General features: G+C 33.1%; 12 protein-coding genes and 4 pseudogenes. 11 read left to right on the forward strand and 5 right to left on the reverse strand.

Going from position 1 to position 14,541, the window contains the following annotated elements:
• Positions 1-60 precede the first annotated feature (60 nt).
• Positions 61-150 (reverse strand): putative holin-like toxin, encoded by a 90-nt coding sequence (locus JF75_RS10805; protein ID WP_081945396.1) that lies wholly within the window; start codon positions 148-150, stop codon positions 61-63.
• A gap of 210 nt (positions 151-360) precedes the next feature.
• On the reverse strand, positions 361-450 hold the full coding sequence (locus JF75_RS10810; protein WP_081945396.1) for a putative holin-like toxin: 90 nt from the start codon (positions 448-450) through the stop codon (positions 361-363).
• Positions 451-741: 291 nt separating this feature from the next.
• On the opposite strand from JF75_RS10810, the gene JF75_RS08810 reads away from it, so the two are divergent.
• From JF75_RS08810 to JF75_RS10420, 7 genes and pseudogenes are all read left to right on the forward strand, one after another.
• Complete coding sequence (locus tag JF75_RS08810) at positions 742-2,187, forward strand: SLAP domain-containing protein (RefSeq protein WP_046332694.1); 1,446 nt, start codon at positions 742-744, stop codon at positions 2,185-2,187.
• Between the two features lie 756 nt (positions 2,188-2,943).
• Positions 2,944-3,627 (forward strand): hypothetical protein, encoded by a 684-nt coding sequence (locus JF75_RS08815; RefSeq protein WP_046332695.1) that lies wholly within the window; start codon positions 2,944-2,946, stop codon positions 3,625-3,627.
• A gap of 417 nt (positions 3,628-4,044) precedes the next feature.
• Positions 4,045-4,977, forward strand: coding sequence for an SLAP domain-containing protein (locus JF75_RS08820; RefSeq protein WP_046332696.1), 933 nt, complete (start codon positions 4,045-4,047; stop codon positions 4,975-4,977).
• Positions 4,978-5,680: 703 nt separating this feature from the next.
• Positions 5,681-5,887: pseudogene (locus tag JF75_RS10815) on the forward strand (IS3 family transposase); the annotation flags it as partial.
• Positions 5,888-6,233: 346 nt separating this feature from the next.
• Positions 6,234-6,890, forward strand: coding sequence for a signal peptidase I (gene lepB / locus JF75_RS08825; protein ID WP_046332697.1), 657 nt, complete (start codon positions 6,234-6,236; stop codon positions 6,888-6,890).
• A 176-nt stretch (positions 6,891-7,066) separates the two neighbouring features.
• The gene (locus JF75_RS10185) at positions 7,067-7,324 is read left to right on the forward strand and encodes a hypothetical protein (protein WP_052726904.1); all 258 of its coding nucleotides are present in this window, start codon (positions 7,067-7,069) and stop codon (positions 7,322-7,324) included.
• Positions 7,291-7,569, forward strand: coding sequence for an IS3 family transposase (locus JF75_RS10420; RefSeq protein WP_084605776.1), 279 nt, complete (start codon positions 7,291-7,293; stop codon positions 7,567-7,569). Before JF75_RS10185 ends, JF75_RS10420 begins: the two co-directional genes overlap by 34 nt.
• A gap of 166 nt (positions 7,570-7,735) precedes the next feature.
• Here JF75_RS10420 and JF75_RS08835 read toward each other — a convergent pair whose 3' ends face one another.
• Positions 7,736-8,038, reverse strand: a complete 303-nt coding sequence (locus JF75_RS08835; RefSeq protein ID WP_046332698.1) for a hypothetical protein — start codon at positions 8,036-8,038, stop codon at positions 7,736-7,738.
• Positions 8,039-8,452: 414 nt separating this feature from the next.
• Positions 8,453-8,569 (reverse strand): annotated as a pseudogene (locus tag JF75_RS10700) (DNA/RNA non-specific endonuclease); the annotation flags it as partial.
• On the opposite strand from JF75_RS10700, the pseudogene JF75_RS08840 reads away from it, so the two are divergent.
• The 4 genes and pseudogenes from JF75_RS08840 to JF75_RS10430 form a co-directional block, all read left to right on the forward strand.
• A pseudogene (locus tag JF75_RS08840) lies at positions 8,559-8,970 on the forward strand (transposase); the annotation flags it as partial. The pseudogenes JF75_RS10700 and JF75_RS08840 overlap by 11 nt on opposite strands.
• 673 nt (positions 8,971-9,643) lie before the next feature.
• Complete coding sequence (locus JF75_RS08850; RefSeq protein WP_046332701.1) at positions 9,644-11,218, forward strand: ATP-binding cassette domain-containing protein; 1,575 nt, start codon at positions 9,644-9,646, stop codon at positions 11,216-11,218.
• A 16-nt stretch (positions 11,219-11,234) separates the two neighbouring features.
• Positions 11,235-12,857 (forward strand): ATP-binding cassette domain-containing protein, encoded by a 1,623-nt coding sequence (locus tag JF75_RS08855; RefSeq protein ID WP_046332702.1) that lies wholly within the window; start codon positions 11,235-11,237, stop codon positions 12,855-12,857.
• Between the two features lie 660 nt (positions 12,858-13,517).
• Positions 13,518-13,682 (forward strand): annotated as a pseudogene (locus tag JF75_RS10430) (IS3 family transposase); the annotation flags it as partial.
• A gap of 70 nt (positions 13,683-13,752) precedes the next feature.
• On the opposite strand, the gene JF75_RS08860 reads toward JF75_RS10430, so the two are convergent.
• The gene (locus tag JF75_RS08860; protein WP_046332703.1) at positions 13,753-14,538 is read right to left on the reverse strand and encodes a hypothetical protein; all 786 of its coding nucleotides are present in this window, start codon (positions 14,536-14,538) and stop codon (positions 13,753-13,755) included.
• Positions 14,539-14,541: the final 3 nt, after the last annotated feature.

Here is a 14,541-nt window from a genome sequence, read left to right on the forward strand (position 1 = left end):
GCTGTCTAGGTAATAGAAGACTATCCCTAACTGGCTAAAGTATTATTGGGACGGTCTTTTTTATTTCTTGTGATTGTTGATATAATCCAACAACACAATAATAAACGTGGCGAATGCCAACATTATTTGTAATGCCTGGTAAACGCTCATTGACTGCTTCTCTTGCTAGCTATGTTAGCCCAATCATTACTCAGCCCGTTGTGCAAAATTAGTTCAGTCATGATATAATGTAATTGTAAAAAAAGAGGCCTTGCGCTAACAAGACCTCTTTGAAAACAAGCAGCCGCTCTAAAGGCGGTTAGCTGAGTGAGAGATAAAGACTATCCCCGACTTGCTAAAGTATTATTGGGACGGTCTTTTTTATTTCTTGTGATTATTGATATAATCCAACAACACAATAATAAACGTGGCGAATGCCAACATTATTTGTAATGCCTGGTAAACGCTCATTAACTGCTTCTCTTTCTAAAAGATTTCGTGCCATAGGCACCATCTCCTTTCCAGATCAACAGCCAACCGCCCTCAAAACAATTTGCTTGAATTCTAAATTAATTATAACAAATACTGTTTGCATATTGAATAAAAGAAGAGCCAGATAATTAACTAAACGGCTTGGTGTAAATAACTTTCACTCACCTTCACCTTATTAACTTAGTATTAAACTGTTTGAAAACCTATTCAAAGACAGGCTATTATTCTATACTGTATGTAAGGTATTTAATCAATTTTTGAGGTGATTACATGAAATTAAATAAAAAGTTCGTTTATGCTTCCATAGCAAGCATTCTTGCTATTAGTCCTATGCTACCCGCAGTAATGCCAAGCAATACAGAAGTATTAGCTGCTAAGACTGATACTCTCACGTTGAATCATAATTCTTATGTTTATACGGCTCAGGGCAAGCGCACCTATTATAACGGTAAGGGAACATTACGTATGGGCACCACCGTAAACGGTAATGCCAAAACAACTTCGATTAATGGTAAAAGCTACTATCCTTTAACCAGTGGTGTCTACGTTAAGGCGGCTAATGTTGATGTTGTTAACAAACAGGTACAAGATGGCAACTTGGAGCTCAATTACAATTCTTATGTTTACGATAAGAATGGTAAACGGCTATACAAATTCCGTGGCAGTAAAAAGAATACGCATTTGCGCAAAGGAACCCCTTTGAAATACTCTGGCTCTGTAGAAAAAATTGACCGGAATAGCAAACAGTATTTCCTAGTCAATGATGACAACTATAATCAGTCATGGCTCCCTTATAAAAAAATCGGTGGTAAATATTACTACAATATTGGAGCCGGTGGCTATGTTAATGCGGCCAATGTTGGGCAGATAGATAATAAACCACTTTACACAACTGATGTAAGTGTGAAAGTTAATACAACTAGTGCTATACGGGTTGGCACCGGTAAAGAGCGTACAAGTATTAAGCCTGGAGAAAAGGTCAAAGTTGATCGCGTCTCTCAAGTATTGTCTGGACCATCATACAGAGCTAGTTATCGCATAAGCGGAACAAAGACAGGCTTTTTCGCCACATCAATAGTAAACAAAAAGCCAAGACAGCAGCTTCTAAACTATACATATTATACTTATGTTTCTGCCAGCAAGAATACTGATGCTTATGATGCCAACGGACAGGCTCGTTCAAACCTAACGGCAATAAACGGTGCAACTACTTCTTTTGCTAAAGGCACTTTCATACCCGTTGATGAGGTACTATACATTTGGAATAACAAGGAAAACAAGGCTGAGTTATATTACCACCTTGCTCCAAATACAACTGTGAGTGACATTTCTCTCCAGACAATTAACAAAGACAGTATGACTTTTGTTAAAGCAGCTGACAGCAAATTTGTTTCTGGACCATTGTTAAAGCCTGTTAATACAGTAAATGAAGCCAAAACAGATGCCAAGGCAGCTACTGAAACTGATAAACAAGACTTGCAAAAAGCAATCAATCAAGATGAAAAAGTTAAAGCAAGTGAGAATTATCAGCAATACAGACATGAAACATATGATGCAGCTTTAGCATATGCAAAGCAAATTAATAGTTCAAATACAGCCAGCCTGCAAGAGGTTAAACAAATTACACTCACCTTAAAGAATCAACAGAATAGTTGGTTTCTTCCAGCTGATGAATTAAAAGTTAATAGTATGCTGGCTTTAACGAGACCATTGTAAATACTTTTTACCCAGTTTGATAAGCAAAATTATCAAAAATTTAGTTAGATGAGCCATAAAACAAGTTCACATTTTATTAAAAGGAATAATTTTTTGATAGTGTGCTGTAATTTGGGACTGTTTATTAGATTCCAATTGAGGATTAATTTCCGATATTTAACGAAGTTAGTCCTTGAAGTGACCTCCAAATTTAGGACAAATTTGGGGGTTATTTTTTAAGCTTTTTAAAAAATTTGCGACATTCATTTTTGAGCGAAAAAAGAAATGAGTTTGGCAGCTAGATCATACAGCTTATCGCCAAGAAGTTGCCCATTTGATAGGGAATCAGGTGTAAATAAAATATACCCGAGGGCAATAAAAAGGTTTACAAGGATCAAATCAGGCAAGCTGATGTTAGTAGGCTAAAAGAGAATAAAAAATAAATATATAAAAAGCGATCCTCGTGGACCGTCTTAGACGTCTTACAAGTGACTTAACTTGCTTACACGTTTAGTTAAACATGTCTGACGTTATCTAATTCTCTTGTATCATGTAATTACCACAATTCGAGATGTGTTTAATATGATCAAAGATATTCTTAACGAACTACTTAAGTAGTATAAAAGTGAGACCTAAGATTTTATCTTAGGCTACTTTTATAGGTGTAAATAATTGAGCAAAATTAATTAAAGATATATAATCTCTATATTAAAATATTAATTTATTAAAATGTTATATTATTATAACATTTTAATATACATTATAGGAGAATTAATTATGAAATTTAAGTATATTGTTGGATTAAGTGTTGCTGCTGCAACCTTTGCGACAGTTGCAACTCCATTAGCAGTAACAAGTGTCAAAGCTGAGGCAACAAGTGATAGTGTAAGCAATAACTGTGTATCTGTTAAAGCAGCTAACGCAAGCGATACAAAGACTGTAGTCAATGATAAGGGTGTGTCTGATAAAGCATGGTCTAACAAATTGACTAAAGCTGGTTATGTTTTCAAGTTAGCTAAAAATGTAGCTACTGCTGATGGCGGATTGTATCAAAGAAAAAATGGCTTACTTAAAAAATATAGTTTGAAGCATGCTAAAAAAATTTTTGCTAAAAACATGTTATTCAAAATAGATCGTGTTGAATCGGAAAAAAATGGTTCCTTAGTTCATATTGTGTCGCAAAATGGCAAATATAAGTTTTGGACTAACTTTTTAACTGGGACATACAATGTAAATGGTCTGAGAAAATCGCTTAAGCCATTAACAAAAACCGAAGCAGAAATAATCAATAATACTTCTAAAGAGAAAATAGCAAAGAAGCTAGTCACTGCTGAAAAATTGGCTAATAAATTAAAGGGTTCAGATAAAAAATTGGCTCAAGAATCAATTACTCAATTGAAGCAATGGATTGATAACGAAGTTTATGCTAATATTCCTGTTCTTCTAATTGGTAACCTGTAAGATAAGTGAACAAGTTTTTTATTTACTGCTGCTATCAAAGTGATTTCTTATTAATTTATGAAGCACATGGAGCAGCTTAAAGTTGAAGGATTAAAAGTAGCAAATAAGCTGAAATGAAGCAATTGGTCTAATTGTGAAATTACCAGGTAACGAAAAAAAGGGAAGACTGATTTAACAGCCTTCCCTTTTGCTATATGGCTTAAAATCCACAAGTATTTATTTGCGCAGTTTTAAGCCTTGTAGCACTAGGTTTCGTAGCAATTTCGCTTAATGAGTATTATGAAAACTAGTGATTGGTCTAATTGGGCTTTTAACTTTTTAATTATAGATTGAAAAGAATATGTATGTTGAAATAAATGGGAATTAGCAGACATTAAAGAAAATAACTATTAAACTTTTAACAGAGAGATAATTAAAATGAGAAAAAAGAAATTATTTATTAGCATAGCAGCTGGAATATTGGCAGCTACTTCTATATCTACTGTAACAATAGATGGATACCAAGCTCATGCAGCACAAACTACTAACCAAGATGAAAATAACGAGCAAGGCACTTTAGTCTTAAATCATAAAACACGTGTCTATAATAAAAAAGGGCAAAAAGTATATTCTTACCTTCGAACTAACGGTTTATTACAAAAAGGCAGCTCAATTCAGTATGCTGGCAAGGTTCAAACGACAACTGATGCAATGGCTGAACGTTATTCATTTCATGATAGTAACTGGAATTGGTTTTATTTACCTTATGTAACAATTAAAGGTAAAGAGTATTATAATATCGGTCATGGTGGTTATATCAAAGTTGTCAATGTTGCAAAAATAAATGGCAATGATTTATATACTAATGAAGCTTCTGTGACTACTAAGCTCTGGTCAACACAAACTAAAATACCTCTTTACGATAATCAAGGTAAACAGCTTGATAAATATTTAAGTGGTGGACAAAAGATAGTTCTAGATAAAGAAACTAATTCAGAAGAGTTTGGTCCAAAACGTATTAATACTCCACCTGCTATACAAAAATTATATCGGATTAAGGGTACAGATGAATTTATTGGTAATGTCTATATTAAGACCACTCCAAGACAGCTATTACCTTTTTATAGTGTTTTTACACAAGTATATGCTGTAAACGATGCAAAATATTATGATAAAGATGGCAAAGCATTTACAGGTACACTTCTTCGAAAGGGAACAAGCGTATCAGTAAGTACGGCTATTAAAATAATTAATCCAGATAGCAAAAAAGAGGAGCTATATTATCAGCAGGCAGATAATCCTAGATGTTTCTTTAAAGCGTCAGATATCAAGTATCTAGCTGGGCCTAAATTATCGGAGCCGAATAAATAGTTTTAAAGTTTTAACTTTTAATAAAAGGCAAGAAATTTTCATGAAATTTCTTGCCTTTTTGCTTGCTTAATTGTGGATCTATGATCAACAGGAATTTAAGTAAATCTCCACCAATGAACTTATATGGTTCAGGTGCTTATAATGCTGGTGGACATACTCAAACTTAGGAATATACAAATAGATCAAGATCATGGCTGGTAAGTACTAAACCTAAAGACAGTTGGTAATCACAAATTGCTAGAGTTCAATTTCCTTCTTCTAGCAGAGTAAGTCATTATTATAATACTGAAATACCAAGATTATCTTAGCTTAATCGTGCTAGTCGAGAATTTGGTATTAGTTATCAAGACTTGCTTATTGCGTTATCAATGCAAATAAAATACCTTGATTGCCAATGAGGATAATCAGGGTATGAAAGAAAGCTAATCTCTAACTTTTGCAGGGTCATAGATTAGCTTTATCAAATAAATCAAGTATAACAAAGATACTAAAAATTCAAGTAATGAAGTTAAAAGACCTACTTATCACCTATCATTGATGTGTGTACCCAAGAGATTATTTCCTATACTATTTCTTTTAATCCTAATCTTAAGCAAACAATGGACATGTTAAACTGGACTTGGTACAAATATCCGGTCTAGAATGGTTTAATCTTCCACACCGATCAAGGCTAGCAAAGCCAAAAAGCCCAGTTTCAAGCCTGCTGAAAAACTATGGCATTAGCCAGTCAACGTCACGTAAAGGCAATGCGCTTGATGATGGGTTAATGGAAAGCTTCTTCGGAATACTCAAACGAGAAATGTTTTATGGTTTTGAAAAGCAGTTTAAAAATCTCACTGAACTGGAATATGCAATCAGAGACTACATTGAGTATTACAACTAGAAAAGAATCAAAATCAAACTAAAATGACTAACTTCGATTGAATATCGAAAGTTGGTTCTCACTTAGCAGTTAATAAAATGTCCTAATTTTAGGGTTCAAATCACCTTTTTGTTTTGATCTAGTTCCTTTCAACTGAGACTTTTTATAACTATCCACTTGCTATTTACAATAAAAACAGAAATAGCCTTATGATCTGATATAGATTATGATCTCCAAAATTAGGAGAAGTTTGTATCATCTAAATAGGTTATTTGTTTAATTTTAGGTTGGTTTTTAGATTATTTTGACTTTTAATTATTTATCTGCCTATAATTTATCTATTAACCACAGGCTAGTTATATTAATATGTAATTTTATTTGTAAGGACTTACTTATGGCAAATAATCAGAATAACGAAAAAAATGAGAAAACAAAACAATTTTACGATTTTTTAAAATATACAATAGTCTTATTTGCGATTTTTATTTTAATTAATTTTTTATTGACAAAATATTTGATAGTTAAGTGTTCCGTGTCTGGCATCTCGATGCAACCAACTTTTGAAAACCAAGAAAGAGTTATAGCTAATCGCAATAGCAAATTGAAACGAAATGAAATTGTCATTTTAAAGGCTCCGGATGAACGTAATTCCTTTTATATAAAAAGAATTATAGGATTACCAGGTGAAACTGTTACTGGAAAAAATAATAAGATTTATGTTAATGGCAAAAAAATAAATCAAGACTATTTAAAACCAGGATTTAAGCTGACGGATAATGAAGACGGCTTTTATGGTACAAAATATTCTTACACTGCTGACTTTTCAATTCGTTCTTTAGCAAGAACAAAAGAATATAAAAGTATTTATTCCCCTTCTCAATTAAAAGAAATGAAAAATACTAACAAAGTTCCCAAAGGCTCGTATTTTGTAATGGGAGATCATAGGAGCGTTTCAAAAGACAGTCGTTATATAGGAGCAATTCCTAGAAGTAAAATTGAAGGTGTTGTTAAGTATCGTTATTGGCCACTTAACAGAATCAAAGTATATTAAAAAGGAATAAGTAATTTGATATGACCCACAATTTAGGACAAATTTGGGAGCTATTTTTATGACTAAATTATCTAAGCAAGATAAAATTCAAATCTAATCAGCTTTGGCAAAGTTATGGAATCGGTGCGACTTAACTCTGTCAGCACTATCAGATTGGAAGGACTAATATTAAATATTTGTCAGCTTTGATTAATCGTCATGGTCTAGCTATTTTAGATCAGCCTTTTACTACTTATACAAGTGATTTTAAGGAGCAGGCTCTCAAGCAAATCATAGTTGACCATGAGCCTGCCAATCAAATTTCTATTGATTTAAAGAAGAAGGACAAAGATCGGGACAATCGAGAAATAATGACTGAAATCAAAGCTATTTATGAAGAACACACCATGGCTATCGCCGCATTACTGCAGAGCTTAGGCGTCACGGTTTATTAGTCAATCATAAAAAAGTGCAGCGCCTAATGAATAAAATGAAATTATTTGACATAGTCAGTAAATGCTGGCACAAATACAGCAACTATCGCAACACTCAGGATCCGATTAAGCCTGACCATATTAAACGTAGCTTTAGTGTAGTTTATCACAATCACAAATGGTATTCAGATATAACTGAGTTTAAGCTCAATGAGCAAAAGACCTATTTATCACCGATCATTGATGGGTGTACTCTATTGAACTGAAACTTAAAAAATTTAAGGTTGGTTTTGACGGTGGTAAAATTTTTTCTATTGTTTTATTTGAAACCGATGAAGCACGAGCTTTATTAGTTACTTTTTCAACTACTCTAAGCAAATTAAAGAAGGCACTTTAAAGTGCCTTCTTTAACTCTAGTAATAGATGGTTTTATCAAATATCATTAGGATCTATATGTTCACGTGTCAATCTTGCAACCTCTGAAAGATCAAGTCCATAATCAGTTATAGAAATTTCATATTCAAAAGCATGAATTTCATCGACTTCTTTTGCCTTACCATAATTAAAGAAAGCACCAAGCGTTCCACATAAATGTAAAATGCTAGAGAGGCTTTCAGTAGAATACACAACAATAAAAACGCTATTTTTATATGATTTTTCAATTCTATATTCAAAATCATTTTTAATACTTGTTTTTATAGCAAGTATTAAATCTTTTTGTTTCTTTTCGTTCATTATTAAAAGCTTTCTGTGGGTTTCATGACTACTGCAGAGACAGAAAGAATATTAGAAGAAGCTCTTTGTTCATGCAGAATTAAGGTACCCGAATCCGCCTCTAACGATTGGGATATTTCTTACTTTTCCATTATTGTAATGAGCATGCAAATCTAATTCTAGTCTGAAAGACGCATATTAGGATCAGTCATTTTTATGTAAATGTAAAAAGTTCTACCCGATTCACGCGTTACTTTGGATATGCCTGCGTCACCCGTTACTGTTGAACGAGTGAGGTTACTAAATGAATTTATTATATCACAAAATTCATAATATACTACATGATAAATTAACTTAATAAAAAACATCTCACCTTAATAATATGATCTCCTTTATTATGATCGGTATTGCAATCAAAAGAAAATTCAGGCTGAATATTGAATAGGCAATCAGATGCCCGCGATTGTAAATTTGTGTGCTATTACGATGGTTATAGTGCCATGCAGTAAGATTTACTACTTGTCTAACACGTAGATTATCATTAGTAACATTTACTATTTCTCGTAATCCTAATCTAAGCAAACATGGCTATGTTAAAAAAGGCCTGGCACAAATATCCGGCACTGAATGGCTTGATCTTCCACACTGATCAAGGCTGGCAATACCAAAACGGCCAGTTTCAAGCGTGGCTCAAAAATTATGGCATTAGCCAATCAATGTCACGCAAGGGCAATTCGCTTGATGATGGGTTAATGGAAGGCTTCTTCGGGATACTCAAGCGAGAAATGTTTTATGGATTTGAAAAGCAGTTTAAGAATCTCACTGAACTGGAAGACGCAATCAGAGACTACATTGAGTATTACAATCAGAAAAGAATCAAGATCAAACTAAAAGGACTAACTCCGCTTGAATATCGGAAGTTAGTCCTTAGTAAAGCTAATAAAGTGTCCTAATTTTAGGGTTCACATCAAATAGGAACGTTTTTCAAAAAACGGTAGCCATCACTTCTAATGACAGGTATCTTCTAAAGGAAACTTACAAAAGTAGTCTTTCCCTTACCTGACTTTATTCTATCTATAGAAACGAAAACTCCTTTTGCATAATTTGTGCACGTATGTCTTTTACAAATTTATGTATATTAAAGATTACTATAATTTCTGGTGGTGTTGGATTTGATCTAGGAAATATTAAGCTACTAACTGAAAAAAACAAAACTATTACCAGTAATTCGGAACTTAAAGTACTTGAACATCCTTCTCAAACTGTTGCTAGCTTAAGTTTCACTAATACTATTATAGCTAGTCTCATGGTATTAAAAACTTTTAAGATAATAACTAAAATAGATGCCTTTTCTGAAAAAATATAGGTATTGACTTTAAAAATCTTAAAATATATAATAATTAAAAATAAATTATAATTTTATAAGCGTTTGTATAAAGGATGCGCATAATATGTCAGAACAAATTTCACAAGATGTCAATGTAGAGAAGTTGAGTTTGAAGAACTATTTCAAGATATTGTTGCATATCATCGTACGTAATAATTAAAAAATCATATGATTTTTATTATTCTATTGCTATATGTTAACATATAGCAATAGTTTTTTAAGTTCGAAAGAGATTTGCAATGTCACTTAAAAGCCTTTTTAAAGTCAACATTTTACGAGGCAGTTTGTTGCTACTTATATACCTGCTTTACTCTTATACAGGCACTATAACAACATACCTCTTTAGGTACGCATTAAACGCCTTAACCCGTAAAGATCTAACAACTTTTTTGTATTGGTGCAGTGTTGAAATATTAGTTGCAATCGTAAGCAGCATATTCTTAGCTACTAGTACATATCTGTTTAACAAACAGATTCAGCAATATATCCATATGCTTAGAGACAAGGTTATTCATCATTATTATCAAAATGGCGATGGTAAAGTTGCCAAAATGCAGAATATTTTAAATAATAATATGAAGATATTGACAGATGAATATGCCAAACCCTGGATTCTTATCTTAAGCAGCACCTTAATGCTCCTGATGTCAATAGGTGTGCTATTTTCTATGCATTGGTCACTTGTCATAGCGACAGTAATCACTTGTATCATAGTGCTTGATCTGCCACAATTTACCAAAAAAGCTACTGCGCGAGCAACTAAGACAGCCTCTCAAAAAAATGCCGCCTTTTTAAAAACAGTTGCAGAGTGGTTCAGTGGATTAAATGTATTGCGTCGCTATCATGCAGTTAATCGTTTGCAGCTTGCACTTAAACAGGATAGTGCTACTCTTGCCACTGCTAACAAAAATAAGCAAAAGACCATGAGTATTGCAGACGGACTGAATGGATTAGGCAATTCATTTGGCCAAATTGGTATTATTCTTTGGGGTGGACTACTTTTCTTTCACCACCAGCTAGACTTCGGTGGTTGGCTTGTTGCAAGTAATTTTGCCGCTTCAATTTTTGATGAATTATGGGACATAATTGATTCTATTACTCAGATAAAGGCTACACAGGACCTGCGTGACGAGCTTTACACACTAACTCAAGATAATACTGAAACAGACAGCGAAGAAGGTGCTGCTCCTGTTGCCTTTAGTGTAAAAAATTTGGTGATAAATTACGGCAGGCATCAGATAAAATATCCAGATTTTACAATTAAGGCGCACGACAAAGTCCTGCTTAGTGGAGATTCAGGTACCGGCAAATCAACACTGCTTAAGGCTATCTTAGGCAAATTGCAGCCTGCAGCTGGCTCAATTGAATATTATAATAGAAAAAATGAACTGATTACGCCTGACTACAGACAGATTGGTTATGTCGCTCAAGACGGCGTGCTTTTCCCTGATACAATTGCAAATAATGTGACAATGTTTCAGCATTATTCTGAAGTGGAAATAAATCGTGTAATAAATTTGGTTAAATTAACTGATGATTTAGCAAAATTTCCGCAAGGTATAAATACGACAATTAATATGGATACCCCCAACCTATCTGGCGGTCAGCAACAAAAAATTATTTTGGCAAGAGCTGAGCTAAAAAGCCAAGATTTATTACTATTAGACGAACCAACTAGCGCGATTGACAGCAAAACTAGTGCCACGATTATCAAGTCATTGCTAGCAAGCAAGCAGACAGTGGTCATGATTGGTCATAACTTGCGACCAGAAGTACAAAAATTATTTGACTATCAGATTAACTTGAAGAGTTAAGCATGAAGGGGGAATTATGAAGATAAAAGATTTTTGGCATGTTAACCCACTAATTTTTATTAGCACTATAATTGTTCAATTATTAGTACCTGCTTTATCCTTGTTAACCGTACAAGTTGGAATATATCAGGTCGATGCTATCCAACAAGTTAATTTGCCCAAATTTTTAAAATTAACGGCACTTAATTTTGTTTTGCTAGCAGTTAGTTACATAGTAGAATATTTGTTTGACTATCTTTTAGCCAAACAAAAAGAGCGATATAAATTAATTTTAAGAGGTAAAATAATTAAGCGCCTCTGTTACACCAAACAAGAATATTCAATTGCTCAAATACAGAACTTTTTAACAAATGACTTAATCCAAAGTGAAGAAAATTATCTTGATGCTTTTATGAGTTTAATTGGCGGCTTAGGTTATGTTGTTTCTGCTTTGATTCTGTTATTTTCCATCCATTGGACCATGCTAGTTGTCATTTCCTTGATGGTAATCATCTCCTTACTTTTACCAAAATTAACAGAGAAGCCATTACAAAAAGCAATAATGGCTATTTCTGATAATAACAAAAAGTATCTTGATACAATAAGTAAATGGCTGACTGGCATAGAAGAGTTACAACGATATTTTTCAGGTAGTCACCTTTTTGCAGTATTAAGCAAATCTTCACGAAAATTAGAGCGTGCCAATGTTAAAGAAGCTGGAATCAAGCAGTGCCTTAAAGTCGTTAACGAAATTGCAGCTCAGTTTATGTTATTAGTGCTATATGCTGTGACTGGATATCTAATTGTATCCAAGCAAATTGCTTTTGGCGTAATCTCAGTAGTCAGTGATCTCAAATATTATTTAAGTAGTGGTATTGAATGGATCACAGAGGCTCGAGGAGCCATGGCAGGAGCCTCTAGCCTCAATAGGCAAATTGAAAATTTGGCTTCACCAATTGTTAAGCCTGAAGAATCAAATTCAGATTTAGAAGAAGTAGATGAAATTGTTACAGACAATTTGCAGATAGCTTTCCCGAATGGCGAAAGCATACAATTACCTAATATTAAAGTTAAACCTGGTCAAAAAATATTATTAACTGGCGAGTCTGGCGTGGGTAAATCAACTTTACTTAAAATTCTGGCTGGTGAATTAAGGCCTAGTTCTGGTCGTGTGATTTACCGAGGAAAAAAAGGCACTTTAACTCATCCTGATTTAAGTAAAATCGGATACTTGCCTCAAGATGCAATCTTGTTTCCTGTTAGCATAAATGACAACATAACAATGTTTGACGATCGCATAGCGCCACTGGTACCGACATTAGTCAAAGACATGCAGCTACAGCAAGATGTCGATAAGCAAAAGCTAAGTTTGCAAACAATAATTGATTTAAACAAGTTGAACATATCTGGTGGTCAAAGACAAAAAATAGTTTTAGCACGTGCACTAATTCATCAAAGCAAAATTATTCTAATTGATGAGGGAACTAGTGCGATTGACGCACAGGCAACCATAAAAGTTTTACAAAAGATCATGAAAACTAATGCTAGTGTAGTTTTCATTGCCCATAATTTAAATCAAGAAATGAAGAAACTTTTTGATTACGAACTACGTTTAGTTAAAAGCAATAACAAAATAAAAAAGCTGATATTATCAGCATAAGTTTAAAAAAAGCTATATTGAAAGTTTAACAGCTAACGTAGAATAAAATTAAGTCTGATCAGCCTACAGTATCAGCTGTAAAATTTTATCTTAAAGTTATTCATCGATACCATAATAGAAGTTAGAAAATCAAGAAGACCGCCCCACAATTCGCTAAAGTTTTTATTGGGACGGACTTTTTGGTTTTCATTCATTTTACTAGCTTGTACTACGATAAATTAAAGTTTACTTACAGAAAACAGATATCATTAAAATTCATACTTCCTGTGTTTTTATTATAACTAACTAAAATATGAGCAAAATAGATATGATTCATATCTACTTTGCTCAATATTTTATCTTTTAGTGTTAAGAAAAGCTTACAACAATCTAGTTAACTTTATCATGGCCGACAAACTATCAAAATCTTATTACCTAGTTAAAGTAGATAATACTGTATCATTCAATTTAGCATATTTTACATTATAAGTAATAGAAAGTTAATTAATGGAGCAGAAATATGCTGTTTGGTTACACCAACTATTTAAAAAGAATGGAGTATATTGTTTTTATTGTTTAATTGCTTTTTATTAGGAGTTAAAATTATTAATAATATCCCTATTTATTAGTGGGATCCTTTTTATATTTGAGTTTTATAAATAGCCCATCAGTATAAAATTCATACTCAAACGAGAAATGTTTTATGGATTTGAAAAGCAGTTTAAGAATCTCACTGAACTGGAAGACGCAATCAGAGACTACATTGAGTATTACAATCAGAAAAGAATCAAGATCAAACTAAAAGGACTAACTCCGCTTGAATATCGGCAATTAGTCCTTAGATAGCAGCTAATATAAAGTGTCCAAATTTTAGGGTTCACATCAATTAGGACTTAATCCTTTTTACTTTCACCTTTTATAACTCTGCTAATCGTTTTTCATCTACATGAAACATAATCATGCAATAAAGTAATAATATTGCAGTCATAAACACCACCACATAGATGTTAGTAGTTCCAGGAAGTTCACGTAAGAAATCAGCCGGTGAATAACTTATAAAATATGGCAAATGGGTAGTTGCATTCATTAATAATAAAATTATCTGCAAAACTAAACCTGTACACATGGCAGCAAACTTATTTTTAATCCACAAAGAAGTAACCATTGAGAATACAGCGAACAATCCTCCCCAAAGAGAAGAAAATATAATTGATAATATAGCGTGGACAAATGGATGGGAATAATAAAGGGAGACAAACAGCATAGTAAAATTCCTAGCACCAATATTGATATTAAGTAAATTATCGGGCTTAACATTAGGTAATATCATAAACCAAGAGAAAAAGTTAAACAGTAAAGGAACAGCGATCACAATAAAACCTGTCATAAATGTGATTTCTAGGTATCCTAACAAGATTTGCTTAATGGACTTCTCCATCTTTAATTTATAAAAATAGCCGTTGGTAAAATCTTCTTTTAATAAAGTACTGGCAGGTAAACTCGCTATTAAAGGTAACAAGATAAAAAATATAGTAGGAACAAAAGTAAATCCATCTGTTGATATCCACATAGTATAAGGTGAGTTTGTCGCAGGAATATTTTTAGACGCAGAAACAGCACATTGTACAACGCTAATACTTATTCCTATAACCAATGCCAAAAACAACCATAATTTATTCAAACGTGACCACAAAAATTTCATTTT

The sequence above is a fragment of the Lactobacillus kimbladii genome, from assembly GCF_000970755.1.
Taxonomy (GTDB): Bacteria; Bacillota; Bacilli; order Lactobacillales; family Lactobacillaceae; genus Lactobacillus; species Lactobacillus kimbladii.